We start from the raw sequence: 14706 nt of genomic DNA, 5'->3' as shown, positions 1-14706 counted from the left end.
TCCGCTTTCCCGACGATCCGCCCGCCCACAATCACTGGATATCAGCGCGCAGGCTGACATGCGCAGCTTCTTCTGCTGCGTCTTCACGGTTGACGCCGGCCACAAGGAGCCTGAACGCACTCATGCAAGCCCCGTTGCCTGCAAATGAAGCGAGCCGTCTGGCAGCGCTGGCCGAATTCGGCATCCTCGATACGCCGTCAGAGCAATCGTTCGATGCAATCACCCGCCTGACGGCGGACATCTGCGCCATGCCGGTCGCCCTGGTGTCGCTGGTGGCGGGCGATCGCCAGTGGTTCAAATCCGCCGTCGGCCTGGATATCCGACAGACCCCGCGTTCGGTGTCCTTCTGCGCGCACGCGCTCGAGTCGTCGACAACGCTCGAAGTCGAAGACGCCCTCGCCGATCCCCGCTTTGCCGACAATCCCCTGGTCACGAGCGGCCTCAAGGTCCGCGCCTACGCGGGCGCTCCGCTGGTGACGCCGGGCGGAGAAGTGCTGGGCACGCTGTGCGTCATTGACTGGGTGCCACGGCGTCTCGACACGTTGCAGCGAACGGCGCTCCGAACGCTGGCCGATCAGGTGATGGCGCAGTTGCAGTTACGCCGACAGTTGCAGCTGCGCGCACGAACCGAAGCGGCCCTGCACGAGAGTGAGGAACGCTGGCAGTTCGCCCTGGCCGGTAACGCTCAGGGCGTGTGGGACTGGAATATCGAAACGGGCGAGGTGTTCTATTCGGAACGGTGGAGCACGATCCTGGATCACCTGCCATCGGAAGTCGTGCCGACACCTGAAGCATGGTCGTCTCGCGTGCATCCGGACGATCTGGCGTCGGCGCACGCGCAACGGGAGGCGCTGTGGAACGGATCGGCGCCCACCTACGCGGCCGAATACCGCATGCGTTCGCGTGACGGTCATTACATCTGGGTCCTCGACCGCGGCATGGTCGCCACCCGGGATCGCCATGGTCGGGCGCTGCGCATGGTGGGCACCCACTCCGACATCACGGCCCGCAAGACCGCGCAGCATCAGACGGAACGCATGGCGGCCTTGCTCGAAGAAGCACAGGCCATCGCCGCGATGGGCAGCTGGGAATTCGACCTCGACAGCAAGGTGCTGACCTGGTCGGCACAGACCTGCCGCCTGTTCGGCATTGCCGCGGAAGACTTCCACAGCACCTTCGACGACTTCCTTTCGTTGATCGTGCCGGAAGACCGCCCTACGGTCGCTGCCTGCATCTACGAGCAGACGAGTGCCGGAAGCATCGTCGAGAACACGTACCGGATACGTCGCCCGAACGGCGAAATCCGGTGGATGTACGAGCGTGGCAAAGTGGTGTTCGGTGGCGACGGCAGGCCGCGGCGACGACTCGGCATGGTGATGGACACCACCGAGCGCGAACTGGCGCGCGAAGCGCTGGCGGCCACCGAAAAGAGCTTCCGCAAGGTGTTCGAGGACGCCGCCACCGGCATCGCGATCACGACGCCCGACGGACGTTTCATCGCCACCAATGCGGCTTACAGCCGCATGCTCGGCTACTCGGAACAGGAACTGCAGGCGCGCACGCTGTGGTCGATCACGCACCCGGACGACCTCGCGGACACGCGTCACAGCATGACGCAGCTGCACGCTGGTGATCGCGACAGTTTCGTCATGGAAAAACGCGACCTCGCAAAGGACGGCCGCACGGTCTGGTGCCGCATGAGCGTATCGATGCAGCGCGACGCAAGCGGCACACCACAGAGCATGATCGGCGTCAGCGAAGACATCACCCTGCAGAAGGAGGCCGAATCACGTCTCACGCAAACCGAGGCGTTGCTGGCCATGGCCTCGCGCGTCAGCCATCTCGGCGCATGGATATTCAAGGTCGCGGACAACGCCGTGATCTGGTCGGACGAGGTTAAACGCATCCACGGGCTGGGTCCGGACGAAACCCCCAGCCTCGAACAGGCCCTGGATTTCTACATCCCCGAGCATCAGCCACTGGTCCGCGCGGCTGTTAACGGATGTCTGGACACCGGCGCGCCCTTCGATCTTGAAGTGCAGATCGTCACTGGCGCCGGGCGCAAGCTCTGGGTGCGCACGCTGGGCGAAGCCGTGCGCAATGCGGCGGATGAAATCGTCCAGCTTCAGGGGGCCTTCCAGGATGTATCTGAACGCAAGGTCGCGGAACAGGCGCTGCAGGAAAGCCGGCGCGAACTGCTGACGCTGATGGGCAATCTGCCCGGCATGGTCTACCGCTGCCGGCCGGACGACGACTGGTCGATGGAATTCGTCAGTGAAGGGGTTGTCGCCTTGACCGGTTACCGGCCCGACGAACTGATCGGCAATGCCTCGGTGCGCTATGTCTCGCTGATTCATCCGGACGATCAAGCCAGCGTCAGACGCGATGTCATGGCTGCGTTGCAGGCCGGTCGGGCGTTCGAGCTGACGTATCGAATCGTCGATCGCGAAGGCGCAGAGCGCTGGGTGTGGGAGCGTGGCCAGGGGGTGCGCAACCCCAGCGATCACCACATCACGATAGAAGGGGTGGTTTTAGACGTGTCGCAGCGGCGCAAGGACGAAGAGCAGTTACGCCTGCTCGAAACCGCCACTTCGCGCATGGCTGACATCATCATGATCACTGAAGCGGAGCCGGTCAGCGCGCCGGACGGGCCGCGCATCCTGTTCGTCAATGACGCCTTCGAGCGCGTGACGGGCTACAGCCGGGATGAAGCCATCGGCCGCACGCCGCGTATTCTGCAGGGGCCGGCGACCCAGCCTGATGCACTGACCCGCCTGCGCACGGCGCTGAAAGAGTGGCGGCCGGTACGCGAAGAAGTGATCAACTACAAGAAGTCAGGCGAGTTGTTCTGGCTGGAACTGGACATCGTTCCGATCGCCGACGAAAAAGGCTGGTACACGCACTGGGTCGCGATCGAACGCGACATCACCGAACGCAAGCGGGCAGAACAGGCCCTGCGCGACAGCGAAGACCGCTTCCGCCAACTTTCGCGTGCCACCAATGATGCCATCTGGGACTGGAACCTGCTCTACAACACGCTGTGGTGGAACGACGGCATTGAAACGCTTTTCGGCTACGACCGGAAGAAAATAGAGCTGACGATCGAGTCGCGAACCTCGCGAATGCACCCGGCCGACGTGGTGCGCGTGATGGAGAGCATGACCCGCGTCATCGATGACGGCGGCGATCAGTGGTCTGACAGTTATCGCTTCCGCCGCAGCGATGGCAGCTACGCCCACGTCATAGACCGTGGCTTTGTGATCCGTGATCCCGACGGTTTTCCGAAACGCATGCTCGGCGGCATGACCGACATCACCGATCGCAGGCAGGCCGAGGAAGAACTGCGTACCGTTGCCAGCCGGCTGCAGCACTACCTTGCCGTCAGCCCGGGTGTGACCTACGCACTGGCCGTACGGGAGGATCGTACGGTACCCGAATGGGTCAGCGACAATATCAAGTGGCTGTTCGGCTACCTGCCGGAACAGACCATGGCGCGCGACTGGTGGGTTTCGAATGTCCATCCGGACGACCTCGAAGGTACGCTCCCCCGGGTGCGCGAGGCACTCACGCAGGGTCATGTCATCCACGAATATCGTTTCCGCACGCTGAATGATCGCTGGATCTGGATCAATGACCACATGCGGGTCGAGCGCGATTCGAACGATGTGCCGATCCGCATCGTCGGCGTCTGGACCGACGTCACGCAGCGCCGCGAGGCCGAGCAGGAACTGACGCGTTACAAGACCCGCCTGGAAGAACTGGTGCTGTCGCGGACCGCCCTGCTTGAAGTTGCACAGCGGCAGGCGGAAGCAGCCAACCAGGCAAAAAGCGTTTTCCTGGCGAATATGAGCCACGAAATACGCACGCCGATGAATGGTGTGCTGGGCATGCTCGAAGTGCTGGCGCACGGCAAGCTCTCACCGAAGCAGGACGACATGGTGCGTATCGCGCGCGAATCAGGCCGCATCCTGCTGGGCCTGATCGACGATGTGCTGGATTTCTCCAAGATCGAAGCCGGACGCCTCGACATTGCGAACGAACCGGTGGCGGTATCGGAACTCGCCGAAAGCCTGTGCGACGCGCTGCTTCCGGTGGCTGAAGGCGTCATGGTCGACATCAGTGTATTCGTCGATCCGGACATGCCGTCGCAGGTGATGACCGATTCGGTACGCCTGCGCCAGATTCTGTACAACCTGGTCGGTAACGCGATCAAGTTCTCAGGCGGTCGCAAGCACGTACGCGGCCGGGTCAGCCTGAACGTGGAGGTGGTTTCCCGCAGCCCGCTCCGCCTCACCTTCAGCATCCGCGACAACGGTATCGGCATGACGGAAGAGACGATCGTCAGGCTGTTTACGCCATTCCTGCAGGGCGAAGGTTCAGCCACTCGCCGTTTCGGCGGTACCGGACTTGGCCTGAGCATCTGTCGACGACTGGTCGAACTGATGGGCGGCACCATCGAGGTATCGAGTGCGTTCGGCGAAGGGTCGCTGTTCACGGTCGAATTGCCGTTCGTGGCTGCGGACGAACAGATGCCGCCCACGCTCCCCGATCTGTCCGGCGTGTCCTGCATCGTGCTCGACGACGCGCTGTTTCCGGCTCTTCTGCAACGCTATCTGGCGCACGCCGGGGGTTCGGTTCATGCGGTCGTCACCGCTGACGAGGCGGCACTGCGCGCCGCTGCGAGCACGCCGCCCGTCGTGCTGATCCGCAGCGCCGACGCGCGTAACCGAACACCGGCGCTCGACAGCCAGGACGCGTTGCACCATGTGCTGATCACGCACGGCAGGCGCAGGCGGCCGCGAATGGCAGGCGGGGATGCAGTCAGCCTTGACGGAACGGTCCTGCGCCGCGCTGCGCTGCTGCGGGCAGTCGCGATCGCCGCCGGGCGCGCGTCGCCCGAAATCGTCAGCGAATGGACGACAAACGAAACTTTTGACGCGATTGCGCCCCTGTCCGTCGAGGACGCCCGGGCGAAGGGCGAGCTGATACTGGTGGCCGAAGACGATGCCATCAATCAGAAGGTCATCCTCGAGCAGCTGGAGCTGCTCGGTCGCACGGCCGAAGTCGCAAGCCACGGAAAAGAAGCATTCAGAATGTGGGCGACCGGCCGTTATGCGCTGCTGCTGACCGATCTGCACATGCCTGAAATGGACGGCTTTGCATTGTTGCGCGCCATCCGGGCCGAAGAAGCGGCGTGCGCGGGAGACCGGTCGTCACTGCGCAGGCCGCTGCCGATCATTGCGCTCACCGCCCACGCTCTGCGCAGTGCCTCCGCGCAGGCGCGTACTGAAGGATTTGACGACTACCTGACCAAACCGCTCGCGCTCGACATGCTGAAAGCGACGCTCGAACAGTGGATGCCCGGTTCGGGGCTTGAATGGGATCCGGGTGCCGACACGGGCGTACAGGGCGGCAGCGAAATTTTCGATCCGGTTGCAATGCGTCGTTACCTGGGCAACAAGGAAAAAACCATCCGTGACCTGCTGCAGCTTTTCGTGGAACGCGCCGCACAGCAGTGCGGGGAACTGCAACACCATTGCGCCAACGGTGACGCAAGCTCGGTGGCGAGCGTTGCGCACAAGCTCAAATCATCATCGCGTTCGGTCGGTGCCGTAAAGCTGGCCGAGTGCTGCACGGATATCGAGCAAGCAGCCCGGGCGGGCCGGAAATCGAATCTCGCGAAACAGTTGAAACGACTGGACAACATCTACCGCCGCACAGACGAAGCGATACGCCGCTATCTCGCGGAACCCGTCATCCATCAGGACGATCGCACGGAGCCGCCCAATTGAACGTATTGATCATCGATGACGACCCGTTCGCGCTGTCGCTGCTGTCACAGCAGCTCAACGAGCTCGGAATGCGCCGCGTGCAGACCTGCGACAGCGCAGATGCCGCGCTGAAACGTCTTGCCGATCGTACCGAGCGCTTCGATGCGCTGTTCTGCGATCTGAACATGCCGGGCATGGACGGCATCGAGTTCCTGAGGCATCTGGCGCAAAGCGATTATTGCGGCGGTCTCGTGCTGATCAGCGGCGAAGACCAGCGCATCCTCGATACGGTGGGCCGCCTGGCCAGCGCGCGATCCCTGAAACTGTGGGGTGCGTTGCACAAGCCGTTCGGCCTCGATGCCCTCAAGGCGGTGCTCGATTCGGCGCTGACCAGCACCGGCGAAATCCGGTCTAGCGCGCAGCGCGCGCCCTATCCGGCGGATGCCCTGCTGCACGCAATCGACGACGGACAGCTCGTCAATCACTACCAACCCAAGGTTGATTTCGCAAATGCCAACGTCGTCGGGGTCGAAACCCTGGTGCGCTGGAATCATCCAGTCGACGGTCTTGTCTTTCCGGACCAGTTCATCGGCACCGCCGAAGCACATGGCCTGATTGACCGGCTGACCCATGCCGTGCTGTCCCGGGCACTGTGCGATGCCGCGCACTGGAACGGTCTGGGCCAGACACTTCGCGTGGCGGTGAACGTGTCGATGGAAAATCTCGTCGCGCTGGACTTTCCGGACGAGGTGGCGCGCGCAGCGCACGCGGCAGGCGTGCCGATTTCGCAGCTGGTGCTCGAAGTCACCGAAAGCCAGCTGATGCGCGATCCGCTTGCGCTGCTCGACATCGTGGCGCGGCTGCGCCTCAAGCGCATCGGGCTGTCGATCGACGATTTCGGAACCGGATTTTCCTCGCTGGCTCAGTTGCGCGATATTCCATTCGACGAACTGAAACTGGACCGCAGCTTCGTGCATGGCGCCGGCACCAGCACATCAATGGTGGCCATCCTGCGCGCCAATCTGGGCATGGCCCGCCAACTGGGGCTGCGCACCGTCGCCGAAGGCGTCGAGACCCGCGAGGACTGGGACTGCCTGCGCCAGCTCGGCTGCGACATCGCACAGGGCTATTTCATCGCCCGCCCGATGCCCGCCGATCGTCTGCCCGAGTGGCTGGACGCCTGGCGCCTACGTCGCCCGGAACTGGTGTCGTGAAACAGCTGGCCGACACGGCGCGCATTCTGGTCGCCAGCGATGTCGTCAGCGATGCCGAACTGGTGCGCAAGCTGCTGCGTGACGAATTCGAAAAAATCTCGTTATCGACCGACGCCGATCAATTGGTCGAAGACTTCGAACGCTTCAAGCCCGATGTGCTGGTGCTGGCGTTCAACTCGCTGGAAAAGGCCGAGCGCTATTACCTTGGCCTCTACCGTCTCAGCACGGCCGTGCATGGGCTGCCGCACCGAACGGTCATCCTGTGCAACAAGGACGACCTGAAGCGCGTGTACGAACTGTGCAAGCGCGAGTACTTCGACGACTACATCCTGTTCTGGCCATTGACGCATGACGCACCGCGGCTGCCGATGGCGGTCTTTCACGCCCTGCGACAGATGAACATCGACCGATCGATGCCGGCCAGCGTGACGCAGCTTGCGGCACAGACGAGAAGAATTGCCGAGCTCGAAAGCGCGCTGGAGCAATACATGGCCAGCGGACACGAGCGGGTGGACACGGTCCAGCGCACCTTGCGCGACGCCGAACACCATATCGGCGCCGCACTCGCAGAGTTTTCCCGCAGTCTGGGCGAAAGCAGCAATGTCGAGGTGAAGGACAGGGCGCGCTTCGATCAGGAATTCCAGCAACTGCGCATCCGGCACATCGATCCGGAGCTGAAGAACGCCACCGATGCGGTGGAACCCGTGCGGGTGTGGGCGGGCGACTTCGCGCGAGCGCTGTCGCCCCAGATCGAATCGGCCCGCTCGCTGCAGAAGCTCGCCGAGCAGTTCAAACCCGTCGTGCTGATCGTCGACGACGACGAGTTCCAGCGCCGGCTGCTCGGCGAATTCCTGTCCGCGGAAAATCTGCAGCCCCTCTTTGCCGCATCCGGTGCCGAAGCCATCGGCATCCTGCGCAAGCACCGTCCCGACATCATCCTGATGGATTTCGACCTGCCCGGACTCAACGGCGTCGAGGCGACGCGGCAGATCAAGTCGGTGGAACACTTCGCGGACATCCCGGTGCTCATCATCACCGGCCACAGCGAACGCAATATCGTGATCGAGAGCCGGAACGCAGGCGCGTCCGATTTCGTCGTCAAGCCCGTCGACAAGGTCCGTCTGCTGGCCAAGATACAGCGCATATTGCAGATCGCCAGCGAGCTTCGCTCCGCACCACCGTGACCGTCCGGACAGCCACCCGGAATCGCCCGAACCACGCGCGCGATGCGGCCTGTCGAGTACCGGGTCGATGAATTGAGTCTAGGACTGAACGGCCATTTCCGGCTGATCCATCAATGCCTGCAGCGTGTGCCCGTCCTGCGTGCCGACAAAGCTGCATTCGGTGCTGTGCCCATCGCAGCGCCCGAGAATCGGGCAGCGACTGAACAGTTCCGCGGCCCAGTCCACGAAGGCGCGCACCTTGGGCGACAGATGCCGGTTCTGCAGATAGACGACTGAAATCGGCATCGGTGACGGCTGCCACTGCGGCAGCACCTCGCGCAGCGCACCGGACTGAAGGTGCGCATGCACCATGAAGCGCGGCGGCTGGATGACACCGAAACCCTGCAGACCGCAGGCGACGTAGGCGTCGGCGTCGTTCACCGACACCTTGCCCGGCACCTTCACCTCGACCACCTTGTCGTCGACGACGAAATCGAGATCGATGACGCGGCCGGTGCGACTGGAAAAGTAATGCACTGCGCGGTGGTCCTGCAGGTCGTCGAGCGTGCCAGGCGCCCCGTGGCGCTCGAGGTAGTCGGGCGCTGCACAGGTGACCGTTTCCATCGTGCCGATGCGTCGCGCAACCAGCGTCGAGTCCCGCAGTTCGCCCACCCGGATGACGCAATCGACGCTTTCACGCACCAGGTCGACCGGGCGGTCGCCCATGCCGATCACCAGTTCGATGTCCGGATAGCGGGTGTGGAACTCGCAGAGGCGCGGGATCAGGAACAGCCGGCCGACCGGCGCCGGCACGTCGATGCGCAGCCGGCCTTTCGGACCGCGCGACACTTCCCGGAACGACGCCTCGGTCTCTTCGATGTCGGCCAGGATGCGCGCACAGCGTTCGTAGTACGCCGCGCCGTCGGGCGTCAGGCTGATCCGGCGCGTGGTGCGGTTGAGCAGCCGCACCTGCAGCAGATTTTCCAGGTTCTGCACGGCCGTGGTGACGGTGGCGCGCGGCAGGCCGAGGCTGTCGGCGGCACGGGTGAAGCTGTTGGAATCCACAACGCGGGTGAATACCTGCATGGCCTGCAAGCGATCCATGGCGCAACTCCGTCGGAAAGGGTCGTCGCCGACGACCGATTGTTCGTGACCGGCGAATAGTGTTAACGAATTATCGCTATTTATCCAGATAGCGCCAACACAGACAATCCGGTCACGCCTCGCTTCCGGCCTCGCCGACAGGACTGACCGCATGCCCCCGCCGCATCACGACACCGCAAAGGATCGTTCGCCCACCCTGCCCTGGCGCAGCCTGGACATCGCCGGCCCGAATGGCCGCATCCCGCTGCGGCTCTACCGGCCCGCCTCCGACGTGCGGCTGCCGCTGGTGATCTACCTGCACGGCGGCGGCTTCGTCGCGGGTTCGCTCGACGACGCCGATGCCGCAGCCCGATTCATCGCCGCCGGACTGCCCGCTGCGGTGCTGTCGGTCGGCTATGCGCTGGCCCCGGCCCATCCCTTTCCGGCCGCGCCGGAGGACGCCTACGCCGCAACCCTCTGGGCGGTGGAACACGCGGCCACCCTCGGCGCCGACCCGGAGCGCCTCGTTGTCGCCGGCGATGACGCCGGCGGCAATCTGGCCGCCAGCCTGGCATTGATGGCGCGCGACCGGCAGGACTTCCGCATCGCGGTGCAGGTGCTGATCGGGCCCATGCTCGACCCGAGCATGACGCGCGCCGGCGACGCGCAGCGGCTGCAGTCCGACCTCAGCGTCGCGGACTGCACCGACTGCTACCGTCAATACCTGCCGCGGCTGTCGCAGCGCCTGCATCCCTACGCCGCACCGCTTGAATCGTGCCGCCAGGCCGGTCTGCCGCCCGCCTACATCGCCACGGCTGAACACGACCTGCTGCACTGCGAAGCCGAAAAGTATGGCGCGGCGCTGATTTCCGCAGGTGTGCACACCCAGGTCGAACGCTTTGCCGGCGTGACACACGCCGGCCTGCTCGCCCATCCACCGGTACTCGCCGGCGCGATCCAGTTCATGCGCTGCCGGCTCGGCCGGTGCACGAACGTCGCGCCCGGTTCGAATGATGACTGAATCCCCCTTGCATCCCGCTTCCATCCTTCCATGAGGTCAGCCATGTCCATCCTGAACCGCCGTCATACGCTCACCTTTCTCGCGGCCTCGCTGATCCTGATCGGCGGTGGCGCGGCCGTGCTGCACGCCCGGGCCGACACGCCGCAAGCCACGGCGACCGCAGCACCACCCGCCACTGTCGTCGAGGTGGCTGAAGTGACCCGCCAGACCATCATCGACTGGCAGGACTATTCCGGGCGCCTCGAAGCGGTCGATCGGGTCGACATCCGGCCGCTGGTATCGGGCACGCTGACCGCGGTGCATTTCCGCGACGGCGCGCGGGTGAACAAGGGTGACCTGCTGTTCACCATCGACCCGCGCCCGTATGCAGCCGAGTTCGAACGCGCGCAGGCCCAGCTTGCGGCGGCCGAAACGCGCGCAGCCTACACCGCCACCGACATGGCGCGCGGCCAGCGCCTGGCCGCCGACAACGCGATCGCGCAGCGCGACCTCGACGAAAAGCAGAACGCCGCGCGCGAAGCGGCCGCCCAGGTGCAGGCGGCGCAGGCCGCGCTGACCTCGGCCCGGCTCAACCTCGAATACACGCGCATCACGGCACCGGTGTCGGGCCGCATTTCGCGCGCCGAAGTGACGGTCGGCAACATCGTCGCCGCCGGCGCCGGCACCGTGCCGCTGACCACGCTGGTGTCGATGGACAAGGTTTATGCCGCGTTCGATGTCGACGAAAAGAGCTTTCTGAAATACGTCAATCCGGCGCGTGCCGCCGGCGGCGAGCCGGTCGCCGTGTTTCTCGGCCTGGCCGACGAAGACGGTCATTCGCGTCGCGGCCGCGTGTCGTCGGTGGATAACCGGCTCGACACCTCGTCCGGAACGATCCGCGTGCGCGCCGTGTTCGACAACGCCGACGGCCTGCTGCTGCCGGGGCTGTACGCGCGCATCCGGCTCGGTGGCGGCGCGCCGCGCGAAGCGCTGCTGATCGACGAGCGCGCCATCGGCACCGACCAGGACAAGCGCTTCGTGCTGGTACTCGACCAGACCGACCGCACCGCCTACCGCGAAGTGCGGCTGGGTGCGCGCCAGAGCGGCCTGCGCATCGTCGAGAGCGGCCTGAGTGCCGGCGAACGCATTGTCGTCAACGGCCTGCAGCGCACCCGGCCCGGCGACACGGTGAGCCCGAAGACCGTGCCGATGAACCGCGAAGTGCTGGTCGACGCGCCCGCGCAGCCGGCCCGGCGCACCCCGAACGTGAAGGTTTGAAACCATGAACATTTCCAGATTCTTCATCGACCGCCCGATCTTCGCCGGCGTGTTGTCGATGCTCATCCTGCTGGCCGGCGCGCTGTCGCTGTTCCAGCTGCCGATTTCCGAATACCCGGAAGTGGTGCCGCCGTCGGTCGTCGTGCGCGCGCAGTTCCCGGGCGCCAACCCCAAGGTGATCGCCGAGACCGTCGCCTCGCCGCTCGAAGAATCGATCAACGGCGTGGAACAGATGCTGTACATGCAGTCGCAGGCGAACAGCGACGGCAACCTGACGCTGACCGTGTACTTCCGTCTGGGCATGGATCCGGACAAGGCGCAGCAACTGGTGCAGAACCGCGTATCGCAGGCGCTGCCCCGGCTGCCGGAAGACGTGCAGCGACTGGGCGTGACGACGATCAAGAGCTCGCCGACCATGACCATGGTGGTGCACCTGACATCGCCGGACGACCGCTACGACATGACCTATCTGCGCAATTACGCGGTCATCAACGTGAAGGACCGGTTGGCGCGGCTGGAGGGTGTCGGCGAGGTCGGCCTGTTCGGCTCCGGCAACTACGCCATGCGCGTATGGCTCGATCCGCAGAAGGTCGCGCAGCGCGGCCTGACCGCCAGCGACGCGGTGCGCGCGATCCGCGAACAGAACGTGCAGGTCGCCGCCGGCGTCATCGGCGGCTCGCCCAGCGCACGCGACGTACCGCTGCAACTGTCGATCAACGCACAGGGCAGGCTGAAGACCGAAGCCGAATTCGCCGACATCATCCTGAAGTCGTCGCCGGACGGCGGCATCACGCGCCTGGGCGACGTGGCGCGCATCGAACTGGCGGCGTCCGAATACGGGCTGCGTTCGCTGCTCGACAACAAGCCGGCGGTCGCCATCCCGATCTTCCAGTCGCCGGGCGCCAATGCGCTCGACGTGTCGGACCGCGTGCGCCAGACCATGGAAGAACTGTCGACCGACTTCCCGGCGTCGGTCGAATACCGCATCGTGTATGACCCGACACAGTTCGTGCGCGCCTCGATCAACGCGGTCATCGTCACGCTGCTCGAAGCGGTGGCGCTGGTCGTGCTGGTGGTCATCCTGTTCCTGCAGACCTGGCGCGCGTCCATCATTCCGCTGCTCGCGGTGCCGGTGTCCATCGTCGGCACCTTTGCGCTGATGCTCGGCTTCGGCTACTCGATCAACGCGCTGTCGCTGTTCGGCATGGTGCTGGCCATCGGCATCGTGGTGGACGACGCCATCGTCGTGGTCGAGAACGTCGAGCGCAACATCAGCGAAGGTCTGAGCCCGCGCGACGCCACCTACCGCGCGATGCAGGAAGTCAGCGGGCCCATCATCGCCATCGCGCTGACGCTGGTCGCGGTATTCGTGCCACTCGCCTTCATGACCGGCCTGACCGGCCAGTTCTACAAGCAGTTCGCGATGACCATCGCCATTTCGACGGTGATTTCCGCCTTCAACTCGCTGACGCTGTCGCCGGCGCTGGCCGCGCTGCTGCTCAAGGGTCACGACGCGAAACCGGACGTGCTCACGCGCCTCATGAACCGCCTGTTCGGCCGCTTTTTCGCCGCCTTCAACCGCGTGTTCAGCCGCGCGTCGGACCGTTATTCGCGCGGCGTGTCGGGCGTCATCTCGCGCAAGGCGTCCGCCATGGGCGTGTATGGCGTGCTGCTCGCAGCCACGGTCGGCCTGTCGTATCTGGTACCCGGCGGCTTCGTGCCGGCGCAGGACAAGCAGTACCTGATCAGCTTCGCGCAGCTGCCGTCAGGCGCCTCGCTCGACCGCACCGAAGACGTGATCCGCCGCATGGGCGACATCGCACTGGCGCAGCCCGGCGTGGAAAACGCGGTCGCCTTCCCCGGCCTGTCGATCAACGGCTTCACCAACAGTTCGAGCGCCGGCATCGTGTTCGCCACGCTCAAACCGTTCGATGAACGGAAAAGTGACGACTTGTCGGCCGGCGCCATCGCCGCCTCGCTGAACCGGAAGTTCGCCGCGATCCAGGACGCCTACATCGCGGTATTCCCGCCGCCGCCGGTCATGGGGCTGGGCACGCTGGGCGGCTTCAAGCTGCAGCTGCAGGACCGCGGATCGCTCGGCTACGCCGAACTGGACGCTGCCGCGCAGGCCTTCGTCGCCGCGGCGGCGAAGGCTCCCGAACTGGGGCCGACCTTCTCCAGCTACCAGATCAACGTGCCCCAGCTCGACGTCGACCTGGACCGGGCGCGCGCCAAGCAGCTCGGTGTGCCGATCACCGACGTGTTCGACACCATGCAGATCTATCTCGGCTCGTTGTACGTGAATGACTTCAACCGATTCGGCCGCGTGTATCAGGTCAGGGCCCAGGCCGACGCGCCGTTCCGCGCCCAGGCCGAGGACATCCTGCAGCTGAAGACGCGCAACGCCAACGGCGACATGGTGCCGCTGTCATCGCTGGTCACCGTCAGGCCGTCGTTCGGCCCGGAAATGGTGGTGCGCTACAACGGCTACACCGCGGCCGACATCAACGGGGGCCCGGCGCCCGGCTATTCCTCCGATCAGGCGCAGGCGGCGGCGGAGCGCATCGCGGCCGAAACACTGCCGCGCGGCGTCAAGTTCGAATGGACCGACCTGACCTATCAGAAGATTCTGGCCGGCAACGCCGGCGTATGGATCTTCCCGATCAGCGTGCTGCTGGTGTTTCTGGTGCTCGCCGCGCAGTACGAAAGCCTGACGCTGCCGCTGGCCGTCATCCTGATCGTGCCGATGAGCATTCTCGCGGCGCTGACCGGCGTGTGGCTGACCGCGGGCGACAACAACATCTTCACGCAGATCGGACTGATGGTGCTGGTCGGGCTGTCGGCGAAGAACGCCATCCTGATCGTCGAGTTCGCGCGCGAACTGGAACTGCGCGGCCACGGCATCGTGCAGGCGGCGATCGACGCCAGCCGCATGCGCCTGCGCCCGATCCTGATGACGTCGATCGCCTTCATCATGGGTGTCGTGCCGCTGGTCACCTCGACCGGCGCCGGCTCGGAAATGCGGCATGCCATGGGCGTGGCGGTGTTCTCCGGCATGCTCGGCGTGACGCTGTTCGGCCTTTTCCTGACACCGGTGTTCTACGTGCTGCTGCGCTCGCTGAGCGGACGCCGGCTGACGCACGCCGGCCACCCCCCCGAAACCCCTGCCGCGCTCGCGCCGCAGGCTGCCCACTGAT

The 14706-nt window shown here is 65.0% G+C and carries 7 protein-coding genes; 6 read left to right on the top strand and 1 reads right to left on the bottom strand.

Features of this window, described 5'->3' with window-relative positions:
- Positions 1-122: 122 nt before the first annotated feature.
- The 3 genes from ACTIFF_RS06660 to ACTIFF_RS06650 are packed head-to-tail and all read left to right on the top strand — an operon-like array spanning position 123 to position 8169.
- The gene (locus ACTIFF_RS06660; RefSeq protein WP_439536131.1) at positions 123-5792 is read left to right on the top strand and encodes a PAS domain-containing protein; all 5670 of its coding nucleotides are present in this window, start codon (positions 123-125) and stop codon (positions 5790-5792) included.
- The gene (locus ACTIFF_RS06655) at positions 5789-6985 is read left to right on the top strand and encodes an EAL domain-containing response regulator (protein WP_439536130.1); all 1197 of its coding nucleotides are present in this window, start codon (positions 5789-5791) and stop codon (positions 6983-6985) included. The genes ACTIFF_RS06660 and ACTIFF_RS06655 overlap by 4 nt, the downstream gene beginning before the upstream one ends.
- Complete coding sequence (locus ACTIFF_RS06650; protein ID WP_439536129.1) at positions 6982-8169, top strand: response regulator; 1188 nt, start codon at positions 6982-6984, stop codon at positions 8167-8169. Before ACTIFF_RS06655 ends, ACTIFF_RS06650 begins: the two co-directional genes overlap by 4 nt.
- A 78-nt stretch (positions 8170-8247) precedes the next feature.
- Here ACTIFF_RS06650 and ACTIFF_RS06645 read toward each other — a convergent pair whose 3' ends face one another.
- Positions 8248-9252, bottom strand: a complete 1005-nt coding sequence (locus ACTIFF_RS06645; RefSeq protein WP_439536128.1) for a LysR family transcriptional regulator — start codon at positions 9250-9252, stop codon at positions 8248-8250.
- A gap of 151 nt (positions 9253-9403) precedes the next feature.
- Between ACTIFF_RS06645 and ACTIFF_RS06640 the strand changes: the two genes are divergently transcribed.
- The 3 genes from ACTIFF_RS06640 to ACTIFF_RS06630 are packed head-to-tail and all read left to right on the top strand — an operon-like array spanning position 9404 to position 14705.
- Positions 9404-10252 (top strand): alpha/beta hydrolase, encoded by an 849-nt coding sequence (locus tag ACTIFF_RS06640; protein WP_439536127.1) that lies wholly within the window; start codon positions 9404-9406, stop codon positions 10250-10252.
- A gap of 42 nt (positions 10253-10294) precedes the next feature.
- Entirely contained in the window at positions 10295-11509 is a 1215-nt protein-coding gene (locus tag ACTIFF_RS06635; RefSeq protein WP_439536126.1) for an efflux RND transporter periplasmic adaptor subunit, read from the top strand.
- 4 nt (positions 11510-11513) lie between these two features.
- A complete protein-coding gene (locus ACTIFF_RS06630) occupies positions 11514-14705 on the top strand; it encodes an efflux RND transporter permease subunit (protein ID WP_439536125.1) in 3192 nt (1063 codons plus the stop codon).
- The last annotated feature ends 1 nt before the right edge of the window (position 14706 follow it).

It is taken from the genome of Methyloversatilis sp. (assembly GCF_051861465.1).
Lineage (GTDB): Bacteria > Pseudomonadota > Gammaproteobacteria > Burkholderiales > Rhodocyclaceae > Methyloversatilis.
Note: the sequence above shows the minus strand (reverse complement) of the source record. Positions and strands in the feature narration are given on the sequence as shown.